Genomic DNA, 14,690 nt, shown 5'->3' with positions numbered 1-14,690 from the left:
CGGCCTATGACACACATCGGCGATTCCTTCGGATTCAGACGCCTTTCGGCGGCCCTACCGGGATACCGTGACCGGTGTGTCAACGGAGACGCATATCCAACCTGTCCAAGCCCCGCAGAAGGTCGCACAGCACCACCTGCCGAGCACCACCTACTTCCGCCACGTAGCCCCCGAGGAGCTCACCGGCCGCAGCGAGACAGACCTCGCCGGCGCGGTCGAGTCACATCTGGCGCTGGCAGCGAGCCGCCCGCAGGGCACCGCCGCCGTCCGCATCCTCACCCCGACCACAGCCAATGACGGCTGGTCGGCCGGAGGGCGCAGCGTCGTCGAGATCGTCGTCGACGACATGCCCTACCTGGTCGACTCGGTCAAGACGGAGCTCTACCGTCGCGGACTCGACGTCCACCTCGTCGTCCACCCGGTCATCGACGTCGCCCGCGACGTGACCGGCGCGCTGGAGGAGGTGAACACAGGCGACGTACGCGAGTCGTGGATGCACATCGAGATCGACCGTCTCGCACCCGACGCCGCCAAGGAGATCGTCACCGGGCTCGAGGGCGTCCTGGAGGACGTACGCGAGGTCGTGGAGGACGAGCCGAGGCTGCACCGCCGGCTGGCCGAGATCGCCGCCGGGCTGCGCTACACCCCGCCCAACAGCGTGCCGCGCGAAGAGGCGTCCGAGGCCGCCGAGCTGCTGGCCTGGCTGGCCGAGGACCACTTCCTGCTCACCGGCTACCGCGAGTATCGCCTCGACGGCGACTACCTCCGCGGCCTGTCCGGCACCGGGCTGGGCATCCTGCGCGCCGACCCGCCGCAGGACCCGGAGCACGGCAAGATGCCGGCCAAGGTCGCCACCCACGCGCGCGAGAAGGCGATGCTCGTGCTGGCCAAGGCCAACTCCCGCTCCACCGTCGGCGAGCCCGCCTACCTCGACCACGTCGGCATCAAGATGTTCAACGCCGCCGGTGAGGTCATCGGCGAGCACCGTTTCCTCGGCCTCTTCACCACGAAGGCCGCCCGCGAGTCGGTCACCAAGATCCCGGTCGTACGCGGCAAGGTCGCCGCGGTCTTCGACCGCACCGGCTACGACAGCCGCAGCCACACCGGCAAGGCGATGCTCGACGCGATGGAGACCTACCCGCGCGAAGAGCTCTTCCACGCCTCCTCCGAGGAGCTGACCTCGCTCGCCGAGGCCGCTCTGGGGGCGATCGAGCGCCGCATCCTGCGTGTGGCCGTGCGGCCCGACACGTACGGCCGCTACGTCTCGGTGCTGGTCTCGCTGCCTCGCGACCGCTACAACACGACCGTCCGTGAGCGCTTCTCCAAGGTGCTGCTCGACGCCCTGGGCGGCACCGAGCTGGAGTTCACCGTACGCATCAGCGAGTCGACCACTGCGCGTGTGCACTTCGTGGTGCACGGCACGACCGAGTCGCTGGGCAAGGCCCTCGACACCCCCGGTCTGGTCGACAGCCTCGAGTCGCGGCTGCGTCAGGCCGCTCGCAGCTGGCGCGACGACCTGGTCAGTGCGGTCATCGCGCAGACCGGTGAAGACGGCGCCGCTCGCCTCGGGCACCTGCTCGACGCGTTCCCGGAGGCCTACAAGGAAGACTTCGACGCCGCCACCGGCGCCGTAGACCTGGCTCGCCTCGAGCTGCTCTCCCACCAGGGTGACGCGGTCGACTTCTCCTTCTACAAGGACCCCGAGAGCGCCGGCGGCTTCCGGATCAAGATCTACCGCACCGGCGGAGCGCTCTCGCTCTCGATGATGCTCCCGATCCTGTCGTCCTTCGGGGTCGAGGTCACCGACGAGCGTCCCTACGACCTCGACGGCCTCGGCTCCACCGGCGGCCAGGAGCCGTGGTTCATCTACGACTTCGGCCTCGCCTACGCCGGCACCCCGGTCGGCAGCTACCCGCAGCTGGCGGCCGCGATGCACGAGGCATGGTCGGGACGCAGCGAGGTCGACGGCCTCAACGCGCTGGTCCTGGCCGGTGGCCTCGACCACGCTCAGGTGATGCTGCTGCGTGCCTACGGTCGCTACCTGCGTCAGGCCGGCACCCCCAACTCGTTCCTCTCGATCGGCAACGCGTTGTGCGCCAACCCGGTGCTCGCGCGCCAGATCGTCGAGCTGTTCGAGACGCGTTTCGACCCCGCGGTCACCGACCGTGACGAGACGAAGCGGGCGGAGGCGATCATCGAGGCCCTCGACGACGTGGCGAGCCTCGACCACGACCGGATCCTGCGCAGCTACGTCACCCACATCCTGGCCACGATGCGCACCAACTACTACCTCGGCCAACCCTTCCTGTCACTGAAGTTCGACCCGCACCAGCTGCCCGACCTGCCGCTGCCGCGGCCGGCGCACGAGATCTTCGTCTACTCGCCCGACGTCGAGGGCGTGCACCTGCGCTTCGACGCCGTCGCGCGTGGCGGGCTGCGCTGGAGCGACCGGCGCGACGACTTCCGCACCGAGGTGCTCGGGCTGGCCAAGGCCCAGCAGGTGAAGAACACCGTGATCGTGCCGGGTGGCGCGAAGGGCGGGTTCGTCGCCAAGGGCGTGCCCGGCCCCGATGCGTACGTCACGTTCCTGCGGGGTCTGCTCGACATCACCGACAACCGGGTCGAGGGCGAGATCGTGCCGCCGGCCGACGTGGTGCGCCACGACGGCGACGACGCCTACCTGGTCGTCGCCGCCGACAAGGGCACCGCGACCTTCTCCGACCTGGCCAACTCGGTCGCGGCCGAATACGACTTCTGGCTCGGCGACGCGTTCGCCTCCGGTGGCTCGGCAGGCTATGACCACAAGGCGATGGGCATCACCTCCCGTGGCGCCTGGGTCTCGGTGCAGCACCACTTCAAGGCGCTCGGCATCGACCCTCAGGTCGACGAGATCACCGCGGTCGGGGTCGGCGACATGTCCGGTGACGTGTTCGGCAACGGCATGCTCCGCTCCGACCGCATCCGGCTCGTGGCTGCCTTCGACCACCGCCACATCTTCATCGACCCCACGCCCGACGCGGCGGTGGGTTTCCGTGAGCGCACGCGGCTCTTCGAGACGCCGCGATCCACCTGGGAGTCCTACGACACCTCGTTGATCTCCGCCGGCGGCGGTGTGTGGTCGCGACAGCTGAAGTGGGTGCCGATCAGCCCCGAGGTGCGTGAGGCGCTCGGTCTGGGCGCCGACGTCAAGCGGCTGACGCCGCAGGAGCTGATCAGCGCGATCCTGCGCGCTCCGGTCGACCTGTTCTGGAACGGCGGGATCGGCACCTACGTGAAGGCCTCGGACGAGACCCACGCGGATGCCGGCGACCACGCCAACGACGGCGTACGCGTCGACGCGGCCGACCTGCGGGTGCGGGTCGTCGGCGAGGGCGGCAACCTGGGCATCACCCAGGCGGCTCGTGTCGAGTTCGCCCGCAAGGGTGGGCTGATCAACACCGACGCGATCGACAACTCCGCCGGTGTCGACACCTCCGACCACGAGGTGAACCTCAAGATCCTCCTCGACCCGGAGGTACGCTCCGGCGCGCTCACGCTGGCCGAGCGTGACGAGCTGCTCGAGGAGATGACCGACGAGGTCGCCGCGCTGGTGCTGGCCGACAACGAGGCCCACAACGTGACCCTGACCAGGGCTGTCGCCTCCGCGCCGCAGCTGCTGGAGGCTTACGAGGCGCAGATCGCGGAGTGGGTCACCGACGGGCTGCTCGGCCGTGAGGTCGAGGGTCTGCCGTCTGCGGCAGAGGTCGCGCGTCGCCTCGAGGCGGGGGAGGGGCTCACCGCCCCCGAGCTGGCCGTGGTGCTCGCCTGGACCAAGATCGAGCGTGGTCGCGAGCTGGTCGCCGAGGGTCTTCCCGACCCGGCAACGGATCCGGAGATGATCGAGCGGCTGGTGGCCTACTTCCCGACCGCCATCCGTGAGCGGTTCCCCCAGGCGATCGCGGCGCACCCGCTGCGGCGTGAGATCTGGGCGACCTCGGTGCTCAACGAGGAGGTCAACCGTGCTTTCGGTCGCCTCGACGAGCCTTCGCGGTGACCACGGTCCCGGCGACCATGAGAGCTGCTCCGACCGCCGCGAAGGCCCACGAGGGCCCACCGGTGTCGGGCACCGAGCTCTGACGTGAGGTGTCCGCCGGCTGTCCCTGATCAGGGGCGGCCGGCGGATTCCTGTCTGTGCTCGACGTCTCCGAGACCGCAGCCCACTCCGGCCGTGGTTCAGCGGCCTGGGCAGCACTCGGGGACAGGCCGATCGCGACCGCGCCCAGCAGCAGAATCAGCGCCACGCAGGCCCTGGAGATCATGAGAGTCGATCCTCGCTTCGGTCGGCACGATCGCCGACGTCGATGAGCAAACCTTGCTGTGGGGGTGTCTTTCGACCATAACGCAGTGGCACCTCGCTTTCGCTGCTCTGCAGCGCGTGTGGGGAATCGGTCTCCGTCGTCGCCTCCGGCCGCGGCCAGAGGTCTGGGCGAGGGATCGACCGCACCGTCCGGGAGAGGGTCGGGATGAGCGCGGCCGCGGCGATCAGTGCCGTGACGATGAGGACCGCGGTGGGGCCATCAACAGTCGAGAGCAGGAGGCCGGCGAGTGCCGGTGCTACTGGGATCGAGAGCATGGAGACGAACTGAGCAGCCGATTGGACCCTGCCGACCAGTTCCGGAGGTGTGATCGCCATCCGGTATGACCCCAGTCCGGCATTGGCCGCTGGGTTGAGGAACAGACCTACGGAGGCAGCCAGCGCCATCACCGCCGGATGCGTCCAGAACGCCAGCGGGATGGACAGGGGCACGAAGCTCCAGGCGCACAAGGTGGCTAGGCGGCCGGTCGGAACGCGGTCGATCAACCAGGGCGCGGCCAGTGCGCCGAGGATCCCGCAAGCTCCGATGGTCGCCTCGGCGAGCCCGATCTGCCAAGCGGGAAAGCCGGCCTCGACGAGGCGCAGGAGTGCGAGGAAGAACAGCGCGTTGAGGGCGAGGTTGGCCGCAGGACCGAAGAAGAGCAGCGTACGTAGGACGGGCTGCCGCCAGCCGTAGCGCAGCCCTGCGACGAGGTCGGCCGCCGGTCTCCGGACCGTCTGAGCGGCGGGCGGCGCGGTCAGGTCTGCACGGACGCGCCCGAGGAGAAGCCAGCCCGCGGCGTACGCGACGGCGTTGCCGGCGAACGGCGCCCAGCGGGCCAGGCCGAGCAGTACGCCGCCGAGCGGTCCTCCGAGCAGTCCCGCGATGTGCTGGCGGGCCTGCTGCTGGGAGAGCGCTGTGGGCAGCTGATCGGCGGTGACGACTGACCTGATCGCCGAGTTCTCGGCGGGTATGAAGAGGCCGTTGAGTGCGCCGGTGAGGAGTGCGACGAGGAGGAGATGGGGGAGTGTGAGCGACCCGAGCAACCCGCCGATGGCCAGCGAGGCGTAGAGCAGTGCCCCCGATCCATGGGTGACTCGCATGACTCGCAGCCGGTTGCTGCGGTCGGCGATCACCCCGGCGGGTAGCAACATGCCCACCATCCCGATGAGGTGGACCGCCTCGGCGGTGGCCGCCCAGAACGCGGAGCGGGTCATCGCGTAGGCGACCAACGGCATCGCGAAGATGCTCACCCGCGTCCCGAGCTCGGCAACGGTGGCGCCGACCCAGAGAGCAGTGAAGTCATGGTTGCGGGCGAGCTCGCGATAGGAGGGCATACCCGCACCGTAAAGTGCGCAACATACATTGCGCAATATATATTGCGCACTGACCGGTGCGAGATCTGACTACGATGGCGCCATGGCCACGTACGACGACCCACGAATCCTGCGTGCGATCGCGCATCCGACCCGGAACCGCGTGCTGCACGAGCTGTCCGCGGGCGGTTCCTTGCGTGCGGCCGACATCGCGGAGCGCACCGGGATCCCCGCCAACCAGGCAAGCTTTCACCTGCGGCAGCTGGCGAAGTACGGCTTGGTGGAGGTCGACCCGGAGGCCGGCCGCGACAGGCGCGATCGCGTGTGGCGACTCGTCGACGACGACATCAGCATCAACCCCAGGGAGATGGTCGACCAGCCCGGAGGTGAGGCCGCCTACACGGTGTTCCAGCGCAGCTCGGTCGCCTGGGGTCATCACCTGGTGGACCAGGCCTTCACGGTCGCCACGGACCTCGACGACGAGCGAAGCAAGCGGATCGTCTCGGAGTCGTCTCTACGGCTGACCCGGGACGAGGCAGAGCAGCTGCAGCACGATCTGAACGAGGTCGTCGCGCGCCACCGAGATGCGAGCCGGGGAAAGTCCGGCGATGAGAGGGACCTGTACTCCGTCTACCAGATCATCCAGCCGATGCCAGACCTCGCCGGTGAGCTCGATCCGGTCAAGGAGGAGTTCCGGGTCAGCGGCTTCGGCCGGCCCGGCGCCGAGAAGTAGGTCACAGAGTCGCGTACTCGCGAGTCACCGAAGGAGTGGATTACCGTCCGAAACGGGCTCAACCCAGGGCGCCAGTAGGGAGATACACGAACGATGAGCACGACCGAGATCGCCGAGAAGCGCAAGCTGCGCGAAGCCAACCGAGTCGAGGGACACAACGCCAGGGCCTGGCTGCTCGTCTCTGCGATGCGTACGGAGCTCTTCGATGATGCTCAGCTGAGCCGCGCCGACCAGATCATCCTCGACATGGAGGACGCGATCGACAGCTCGCTGAAGACCAAGGCACGCGAGAACGTGACCGGGTGGCTAAACGGCGGCGGTCGGGCGTGGGTGCGCATCAACGACTGGACGACCAGCGACTGGGGCGACGACATCGCGGCGCTGGCCGGCATCGAGAACCTTGCCGGTGTGATGCTCGCGAAGACGGAGTCGCCCGACCAGGTCACCGACACGTTCCAGCGCCTCGGCGGCAAGACCCCGGTGATCCCGTTGCTCGAGTCGGCGCTGGGCATCGAGGACGCCGCGACGATCGCGCGGGCCCGGGGCGCCTATCGGCTCGCGTTCGGGTCGGGCGACTACCGGCGCGACACCGGCGCGGAGAACGATCCGCTCGCCATGTCCTACCCGCGCACCAAGCTCGTCCTCGCCTCGCGGATCGGCAACCTTCCCGGTCCGATCGACGGACCGACGGTGGGCAGCAGCCACCCGCTGCTGCGCGAGCAATCGGCCGACGGCGTCTCGATGGGCATGACCGGCAAGCTCTGCCTCGACGTCGAGCAGCCGTCGGTGATCAACGAGTCGTTCAGCCCGTCCCCGTCGGACGTCTCCTGGGCGTACGAGTTCCTCCACAAGTTCGATGAGGGCGGCCGGGTGATCCGCGACGGCAGCGACAAGCCGCGGCTGGCCCGCGCCGAGACCATCAAGCGTCGCGCCGAGCTGTTCAAGATCAAGCCCGACACGTACGGCGACCCGACCTCCGGCCCCAGCGTCTACTGACGAGGCCGAGTCGGCGCATCCTGACGTGAAACATCGCCGAGTCGGCTCGTTCTAACGAGCCGACTCGGCGGGGATCTTGGTCAGAACGAGCCGACTCGGCGCTGGAGTGGGACGGATGCGCAGGGTTCGCTCGGCTCCGTTAGCGTTGGTGTCGTGGATCTGCAGCAGCGCATCAGTGACCGGGCCGGCGAGATTCTGCTTTTCGCCGTCACGCCACCGAGGGTGACGACGGCACCCGAGAGGGTGCAGCAGATCGCCGAGGTGACGCTCGAGCGGATCAAGCCGCTCGATCTCGACGGTCTGGTCCTCTACGACATCGACGACGAGTCCGACCGCAACCCGGAGGAGCGGCCGTTCCCGTTCGTACGCACCCTCGATCCTGCTGCCTTCCTCGAGCGCAACCTCGTCGGTCTCGACGTGCCGGCGATCGTCTACCGCGCGACCGGCAAGTATGACGAGCCGGCGCTGCGCGACTGGGTCAAGACGCAGGATCCGGCCCGGGCGCTCTCGGTCTTCGTCGGCGCCTCCTCGGGCGAGAAGCGGGTCGCGACCAGCCTGCGCCGTGCCCAGGAGATCCGGCAGGAGACCAACCCCGACCTGCTCCTCGGAGCGGTCGCGATCCCGGAGCGTCACACGGCCAAGGGCGATGAGCACCTGCGCCTGATCGCGAAGCAGGAGGCCGGCTGCTCCTACTTCGTGACGCAGGTCGTCTACGACGTCAACGCTGCGAAGAACCTCGTCTCCGACTACGGCTACGAGTGTCGGGCACGCGGCATCGAGCCGGTGCCGATCATCTTCACCTTCTCGGTGTGCGGGTCGATGAAGACCCTGGAGTTCCTGCGCTGGCTCGGCGTCGACGTGCCGAACTGGATCGAGAACGAGCTGCGGCAGGCCGCCGACACCCTCGACGCCTCGCTCGAGCAGGCCGAGGCGACCGCGCTCGAGCTGATGGCGTTCTGCCGCCAGCTCGGCGTGCCGTTCGGCATCAACATCGAGTCGGTCTCGATCCGCAAGGTCGAGATCGAGGCCTCCGTACGCCTCGCCGAACGGCTCCGCGGCAAGCTGGAGCGCTGAGCGCTACAGCCCCGTACGCATCGCCCACAGCTCGGGGAACAGGATGATGTCGAGCTGCTTGCGCAGGTAGGAGACGCCGGAGGTGCCGCCGGTGCCGGGCTTGAAGCCGATGATGCGCTCGACCGTGGTCACGTGCCGGAACCGCCAGACCCGGAAAGCGGTCTCCAGGTCGGTGAGCTCCTCGCCGAGCTCGTAGAGGTCCCAGTGCTTCTCGGGGTCGCGGTAGACCTCGCCCCAGGCGGCCTCGACGGCGTCGGAGGCGGCGTACTCCTGCTTCCAGTCCCGGTCGAGATGGTCGGCCGGGATCTCGAAGCCGCGCCGGGCCAGCAGGCGCAGCGACTCGTCGTAGAGCGAGGGCCGTCCGTAGGCACCCAGCACATCCTGCTCGTGCGGCCGGCCCTCGTGCACCCGGAGCGTGTAGGCCGCCTTGTTGCCGAGCGCGAACTCGATGCAGCGGTACTGCCACGACTGGAAACCGGACCCGGTGGCCAGATAGGGGCGGAACTTGTCGTACTCGGTCGGAGTCAGCGTGGAGAGCACGTCCCAGGCGTGCACGAGCTGCTCCATGATCCGCGAGACCCGGGCCAGCCCCTTGAACGCCGGCCGCACCTCGTCGGCCGAGATCAGCCGCTGCGCCTCGGTCAGCTCGTGCAGCGCCAGCCGCATCCACAGCTCCATCGCCTGGTGCTGCACGATGAAGAGCATCTCGTGGTGATCGCCCGAGAGCGGATGCTGCGCGCCGAGCACCTCCGGCAGATGGAGATAGTCGGAGTAGTCCATCGGAAGGTCCTGCGCCCCGTCGGTCTCGCTGCTCATGTCACTGCTCCTCGGGTCGCGAAGCGCTCGGCGCGCCATTCCTCGTTGTCCATCACCGCGACCAGGTGGTCGACGGCGTCCCAGATGTCGACGTAGCGGGTGTAGAGCGGGGTCACGCCGAACCGCAGGATGTCGGGCTGTGTTGAATTCTTGGGCCCTGCTCGGAAGTCGCCGACGACACCGCGCTCGATGAGCGCCTGCACGATCGCGTACGCGCCGTCGCCGACGCTCAGCGACAGCTGGCTGCCACGCTGGGCGTCGTCCAGCGGCGACTCGATCGTGAACCCGGGCAACCGGGCGGCGACCAGGTCGGCGAAGAGCCGGGTCAGCGCGAGCGACTTCTCCCGGAGCGCCGGCAGCCCGCCGTACGCCTCGGCGGCGAGCACCGTGTCCACACCGCACTCCAGGGCCGAGATGCCGATGACGGCCGGGGTGCCGGACAGGTAGCGCGAGACCCCCTCGGCCGGACGGTAGCCCGGTGACATCTCGAACGGTGCCGCATGCCCCATCCAGCCTGACAACGGCTGCTCGAACCGGGCGACGTGGCGTGGGTTGACCCACAGGAACGCGGGCGATCCCGGACCGCCGTTGAGGAACTTGTAGCCGCAGCCGATCGCGAAGTCGGCGTCGGCGCCACCCAGGTCGACCGGCACCGCGCCGGCCGAGTGGCACAGGTCCCAGACGACGAGCGCGCCGTGCTCGTGGGCTGCCGCCGTCACCGAGGCCATCGAGTGCAGGTAGCCGGTGCGGTAGTTGACCTCGGTCAGCATCAGCACCGCGGTGCGATCCAGCAGCCCCTCGATCTCGTCCGGAGAGTCGACCAGCACCAGCTCGTAGCCACGCTCGCGGCACAGCGAGGAGGCGATGTAGAGGTCGGTCGGGAAGTTGCTGCGCTCGCTGACCACGACCGTGCGGTCGGGGGAGTCGGCAGCGGCCATCGAGAGCGCCGAGGCGAGCACCTTGTAGACGTTGAGCGAGGTCGAGTCGGCGATTACGACCTCGCCCTGACCTGCGCCGACGATCCGGGCGACCTTGTCGCCGACCCGCTGGGGCAGGCTGATCCAGGAGGCGGTGTTCCAGGATCCGATCAGCCCCTGTCCCCACTCCTGGGTGACCACCTCGGCCACCCGGCCGGCGGTGGTGCGGGGGAGCGCCCCGAGCGAGTTGCCGTCGAGGTAGATCGTGCCCTCGGGCAGGTCGAAGAGGTCCCGCAGCGGGGCCAGCGGGTCGGTCCGGTCGAGAGCGACGGCGTCGTCGCGGTTCATGCGGCACCTTCCTGGGTGGGGAGCGCCCGGAGCACGGCGCGCACGGGCGCGGCGTCGGCGGTGGTGAGCTTGAGGGGGAGCGCGATCAGCTCGTAGTCGCCCGCGGGGACGTCGTCGAGCAGCAGGTTCTCCAGGATGCGTACGTCGTGACGATGGGTCGCGAAGTGGGCCGGCAGGTCCTTGGAGGAGGACGGGTCGAGGCTGGCCGCGTCGGTGCCGACCAGGCGTACGCCGTGGGCGGCCAGGAGGTCGATCAGCGCCGGGTCGAGCGCGCAGAAGTCGTCGTCCCAGGTCGCCGGCTGGACCTCGTACGTCCGGAACAGCACGCGCGGCGGCAGGTCGGTGACGTCGACGTCGTCGACGGTGACCAGCGGACGCACCCCCGCGACGTCGATGACCCGGCACCGCCCGAGGAACGGCTCCAGCGCCATCTCGCCGGCGGGCGTGCCGTCGTCGGTGAAGTGGAGCGGAGCGTCCGCGTGCGCGCCGACGTGCGCCGACACCGAGATCTCGGCGACGTTGACCGGGCAGCCGGGTCCGATCCGGAAGGTCCACCCCACCTCGGTGGCGTGATCGCCGGGGAAGACCGGCGAGGATGCGTGAACGGGTGGTGAGATGTCCCACAGCTGCGCCATGCTCCGCAGCCTAGATGACCCCCTGAAGCGCCGAGCGAGGGAGTAACCGCGCGAAGCGCGGACTCGGCGTCAGGCGGTGAAGAACTCTGCTGAGACCGGGGCCAGCGCCGACGCCTTGACCATGTGGTTCTGCCCGTCGAGCACCACGTAGCGCCCGTCCGGGATGGCCTGGGAGATCGCCTGCTGGGCGTTGGTCATATACGTCGGGCTCTTGCTCCCGGCCACGGACAACACGCGCACCTTCACGCCCTCGTAGTAGCCCTTCGGCAGCGCCATCCCCTGCTGGAAGGGCAGCACGATCGAGACATCGTAGGGCAGCGTGTGCGCCACCGCCGACAGCTTCCGGAACACCGGCGTCAGCCGCATCACCTTGACCATCAGCCACGGCACCCCGACGGTGCGCATGAACAGGTCGACGGCCGCGGCCCGTTTGCCGCGTTTCACCAGCCGGGCGACCCGGTCGCCGAGATCGGCGTCGTTGGGGGATTGGGTGTCGTCGAGGATGAACGGCGCCTCGTAGGCCACGACCGCATCGATCGGCAGCCCGGCGCGAGCAGCCTCCAGCGCCAGGGCGGCGCCGGAGCTCTGGCCGAGCAGATACGCATGGCCGCCGGCGGCCTTGATGACCGCGCCGAGGTCGGCGACCTCCTGCTCGACCGCCTCGGTGGTGCCCGGTGTGGCGTCGGTGGCGATGGTGCTCTCGCCGCGGCCGCGACGGTCGTAGCGGTAGACGGTGAATCGGTCGGACAGCGCCGCCGCGAGGTCCTTCGAGGGGCCCATCTCGCGGTAGCACAGGGCGCCGTCGACGAGCACGAGCGCCGGACCGGTCCCGGTGACGTCGTAGGCGATGGTGGAGCCGTCGGCAGAGGTGGTGGTCGTGGTCATGTCAGTCTCCTGATCCAGAGGTGGTCGATACTGACGCGTCGGACGGGACCGCGTGGTTTCGACACGCGGTCGCACGACTTTCGAGCAACGATCGCTCGTCGGCGTTGGTGGTCAGCGAGGCCGCCTCGGCGAACGCCGCCGCGGCTTCGAGATGCCGCCCGGCGCGATGCAGCAGATCCCCGCGTACGCCGCTGGGCAGGTGTGAGCCCGCAAGAGCCCCGTCGGGGAGTGCCGCCAGGATCGCGAGACCCGCCTCGGGCCCGAACGCGCGCCCGTGGGCGACCGCCCGGTTGACCTCGATGACGGCACCGGGAGCACCGGAGGCGAGGAGGTCGTAGAGCCGGGCGATCTCGGCCCAGTCGGTCTCCTCCGCGCGCCGGGCGCGGCCGTGGCAGGCGGCGATCATCGCCTGCACCAGATAGCTCCCGCCGGGGATGCCGGAGGTGGCCAGCGCCGTCGCCCGCTCGACCGCGGCGAGGCCGCGGCGCAGCAGGAGCTGGTCCCAGCGGGTGCGGTCCTGATCCTCGAGCAGCACCGGCTTCCCCGAAGCGTCGGCCCGGGCCACCAGCCGTGACCCCTGGATCTCCAGCAGCCCCTGCAGCGCCTGCGCCTCGGGGTCGCCGGGAGCGAGCGCGGCCAGCATCCTGGCCAGCCGCATGCCCTCCAGGCACAGCTCGGGCCGGGTCCACGAGGGCCCCGCGGTGGCCGTGTAGCCCTCGTTGAAGACGAGATAGATCGTCTGCATCACCTCGCGCATGCGTGAGGCCCGCTCCGCGCCCACCGGCAGCTCGAACGACGCCCCGGCCTCGGCCAGGGTGCGCTTGGCCCGCGAGATCCGCTGGCCGACGGCCGACTCCTTGGCGAAGTAGGCCCGGGCGATCTCGGCGGTCGTCAGCCCGCCCACCAGCCGCAGCGTGAGCACCGTGCGGGAGTCGGGCGCGAGCGCCGGGTGGCAGGAGAGGAACATCAGTCGCAGCACATCGTCCTCGATGTGGTCGACCGCGGCAGCCAGGTCAGGCATCTCACCCTCCTCCAGTTCGTGGCCCAGCAGGGCGACCTTGCGGCGCAGCACCTCGTCGCGGCGGAAGCCGTCGATCGCGCGCCGCTTCGCGATCGACATCAGCCACGCGCCGGGGTTGCGGGGGATGCCCTCGCGCGGCCACTGTTCCAGGGCCGCGACGAGAGCATCCTGAGCGAGGTCCTCGGCCAGGTCGAGGTCGTGCGTCATCCGCGCCAGGCCGGCGAGGAGGCGTACGGACTCGTTGCGCCAGACCGCGAGGATCGCGTCGTCGGTGGGTGAGCTCATTCAGCCGGGGCCGGCGGACCGAACAACGGCCGCATCTCGACGGTGACGTCCTGCCCGGGCCACAGGTCGACGTGGAGCTGGACCATCCGGCGGCCGAGCTCGAGGGCCTCCTCCTCCGAGCGCACCTCGAAGAGCGAGAACCCGCCGGCCACCTCCTTGGCCTCGGCGAACGGCCCGTCGACGTGGGTCACCTCGCCGGCGTTCAGCCGGATCTCCACCGCGGGGCCGAGCCCGTCGGCGTCGAGCAGGATGCCGTCGGCGTACTGCTGCTGGATCTCGGTCTCGACCGCCTCCATCAGTGCTGCCGGCGGCGGCCCAGCGTTCGGGTCCATCTTCACGAACATCATGTAGCGCATCTGCTTCTCCTAGCGGGTCGGCGACGCGTCCGTCGCGCGTCGTCGCCTACGCGTCGAGAAGAGCCTGCCGCTTTCGACACGACCGCACCCAGAGTTTTCGGTACGTGTCGCTAGGACGCCTTCGACTTCTTGGCCTTCTTCTCCTCGGCCTCGTCCGGGCTTCCTTCGTCATCGCTGGGCTCGCCGCGCGACTTCTTCGCCGCCGCGACGGAGCGCTGCAGCGCGGCGAGCAGGTCGACGACCTCGCCGGAGGTCTTGGTGGAAGTGGGCGTGCGCTCCACCTCGCCGCCCTCGATCTTGGCCTTCACCATCGCGTCGACGGCGTCGGCGTAGTCGTCGGAGAACTCCTCGGCGTGGAAGTCGCCGGCCAGGGTCTCGACGAGCATGTTGGCCATCTTGATCTCGGAGTCCTTGATCTCGCCGGCGTCGACGTTGAAGTCGGGCACCCGGATCTCGTCGGGCCACATCATCGTCTGCAGCACGATCACGTCGCCGTTGTCGGTCTCGCGCACCCGCAGGGCGGCGACCGTGGTGCGCTGGCGCAGCGCGACGGTCACCAACGCGACCCGGTCGGCGTCGCGGAGCGCCTGGCGCAGCAGCGCGTAGGGCTTGACCCCGGTGTTCTCCGGCTCGAGGTAGTAGCTCTTCTCGAAGAGCATCGGGTCGATCTGGTCGGCCGGCACGAACTTCTCCACCGCGATCTCGCGCGAGGAGGTCGTGGGCAGGTTGGCGAAGTCGTCGTCGGTGAGCACGACCATCTCGCCGTCCTCGGTCTCGTAGCCCTTCGCGATCTCGGAGTAGGGCACCTCCTCGCCGTCGATCGAACAGATCCGCTGATAGCGGATCCGGCCGCCGTCGGCGACGTGCACCTGCCGGAAGGAGACGTCGTGCGACTCGGTCGCCGAGTAGAGCTTCACAGGCACGCTGACCAGCCCGAACGAGACAGCGCCCTTCCAGATCGCGCGCATGCCGAC

12 protein-coding genes are annotated in these 14,690 nt (G+C 69.4%); 4 read left to right on the top strand and 8 right to left on the bottom strand.

Annotated features, from left to right (window positions below; all coding sequences use genetic code 11):
* The first annotated feature begins 67 nt into the window (after positions 1-67).
* Positions 68-4,033, top strand: a complete 3,966-nt coding sequence (locus tag FB381_RS17885; RefSeq protein WP_141781533.1) for an NAD-glutamate dehydrogenase — start codon at positions 68-70, stop codon at positions 4,031-4,033.
* A gap of 261 nt (positions 4,034-4,294) precedes the next feature.
* Here FB381_RS17885 and FB381_RS17880 read toward each other — a convergent pair whose 3' ends face one another.
* Positions 4,295-5,671: an MFS transporter gene (locus tag FB381_RS17880; protein ID WP_141781532.1), complete on the bottom strand. Its 1,377-nt coding sequence runs from the start codon at positions 5,669-5,671 to the stop codon at positions 4,295-4,297.
* Between the two features lie 82 nt (positions 5,672-5,753).
* Here FB381_RS17880 and FB381_RS17875 point away from each other — a divergent pair, with 82 nt between their 5' ends.
* The 3 genes from FB381_RS17875 to FB381_RS17865 all read left to right on the top strand — a co-directional run bounded on the left by FB381_RS17875 (position 5,754) and on the right by FB381_RS17865 (position 8,453).
* The gene (locus tag FB381_RS17875) at positions 5,754-6,383 is read left to right on the top strand and encodes an ArsR/SmtB family transcription factor (protein ID WP_141781531.1); all 630 of its coding nucleotides are present in this window, start codon (positions 5,754-5,756) and stop codon (positions 6,381-6,383) included.
* 93 nt (positions 6,384-6,476) lie between these two features.
* Complete coding sequence (locus tag FB381_RS17870; RefSeq protein WP_211352479.1) at positions 6,477-7,379, top strand: HpcH/HpaI aldolase/citrate lyase family protein; 903 nt, start codon at positions 6,477-6,479, stop codon at positions 7,377-7,379.
* A 153-nt stretch (positions 7,380-7,532) separates the two neighbouring features.
* Complete coding sequence (locus FB381_RS17865) at positions 7,533-8,453, top strand: methylenetetrahydrofolate reductase (RefSeq protein WP_141781530.1); 921 nt, start codon at positions 7,533-7,535, stop codon at positions 8,451-8,453.
* Between the two features lie 3 nt (positions 8,454-8,456).
* On the opposite strand, the gene FB381_RS17860 is transcribed toward FB381_RS17865, so the two are convergent.
* The 7 genes from FB381_RS17860 to ku all read right to left on the bottom strand — a co-directional run bounded on the left by FB381_RS17860 (position 8,457) and on the right by ku (position 14,684).
* A complete protein-coding gene (locus FB381_RS17860) occupies positions 8,457-9,269 on the bottom strand; it encodes a tryptophan 2,3-dioxygenase (RefSeq protein WP_141781529.1) in 813 nt (270 codons plus the stop codon).
* Positions 9,266-10,534: a kynureninase gene (gene kynU / locus FB381_RS17855; protein WP_141781528.1), complete on the bottom strand. Its 1,269-nt coding sequence runs from the start codon at positions 10,532-10,534 to the stop codon at positions 9,266-9,268. The genes FB381_RS17860 and kynU overlap by 4 nt, the downstream gene beginning before the upstream one ends.
* Positions 10,531-11,169, bottom strand: coding sequence for an arylformamidase (gene kynB / locus FB381_RS17850; protein WP_141781527.1), 639 nt, complete (start codon positions 11,167-11,169; stop codon positions 10,531-10,533). Before kynB ends, kynU begins: the two co-directional genes overlap by 4 nt.
* Positions 11,170-11,238: 69 nt before the next feature.
* Entirely contained in the window at positions 11,239-12,054 is an 816-nt protein-coding gene (locus FB381_RS17845) for an alpha/beta fold hydrolase (RefSeq protein ID WP_141781526.1), read from the bottom strand.
* Between the two features lies 1 nt (position 12,055).
* Complete coding sequence (locus FB381_RS17840) at positions 12,056-13,360, bottom strand: RNA polymerase sigma factor (RefSeq protein WP_141781525.1); 1,305 nt, start codon at positions 13,358-13,360, stop codon at positions 12,056-12,058.
* Positions 13,357-13,716, bottom strand: coding sequence for a YciI family protein (locus FB381_RS17835; protein WP_141781524.1), 360 nt, complete (start codon positions 13,714-13,716; stop codon positions 13,357-13,359). Before FB381_RS17835 ends, FB381_RS17840 begins: the two co-directional genes overlap by 4 nt.
* A 110-nt stretch (positions 13,717-13,826) precedes the next feature.
* Positions 13,827-14,684 carry a non-homologous end joining protein Ku gene (gene ku / locus FB381_RS17830; RefSeq protein ID WP_141781523.1) on the bottom strand — a complete coding sequence of 286 codons (858 nt, stop codon included), beginning with the start codon at positions 14,682-14,684 and terminating at the stop codon, positions 13,827-13,829.
* Positions 14,685-14,690: the final 6 nt, after the last annotated feature.

It is taken from the genome of Nocardioides albertanoniae, from assembly GCF_006716315.1.
Taxonomy (GTDB): domain Bacteria; phylum Actinomycetota; class Actinomycetes; order Propionibacteriales; family Nocardioidaceae; genus Nocardioides; species Nocardioides albertanoniae.
This window is presented reverse-complemented; position numbering and strand designations above follow the sequence as displayed.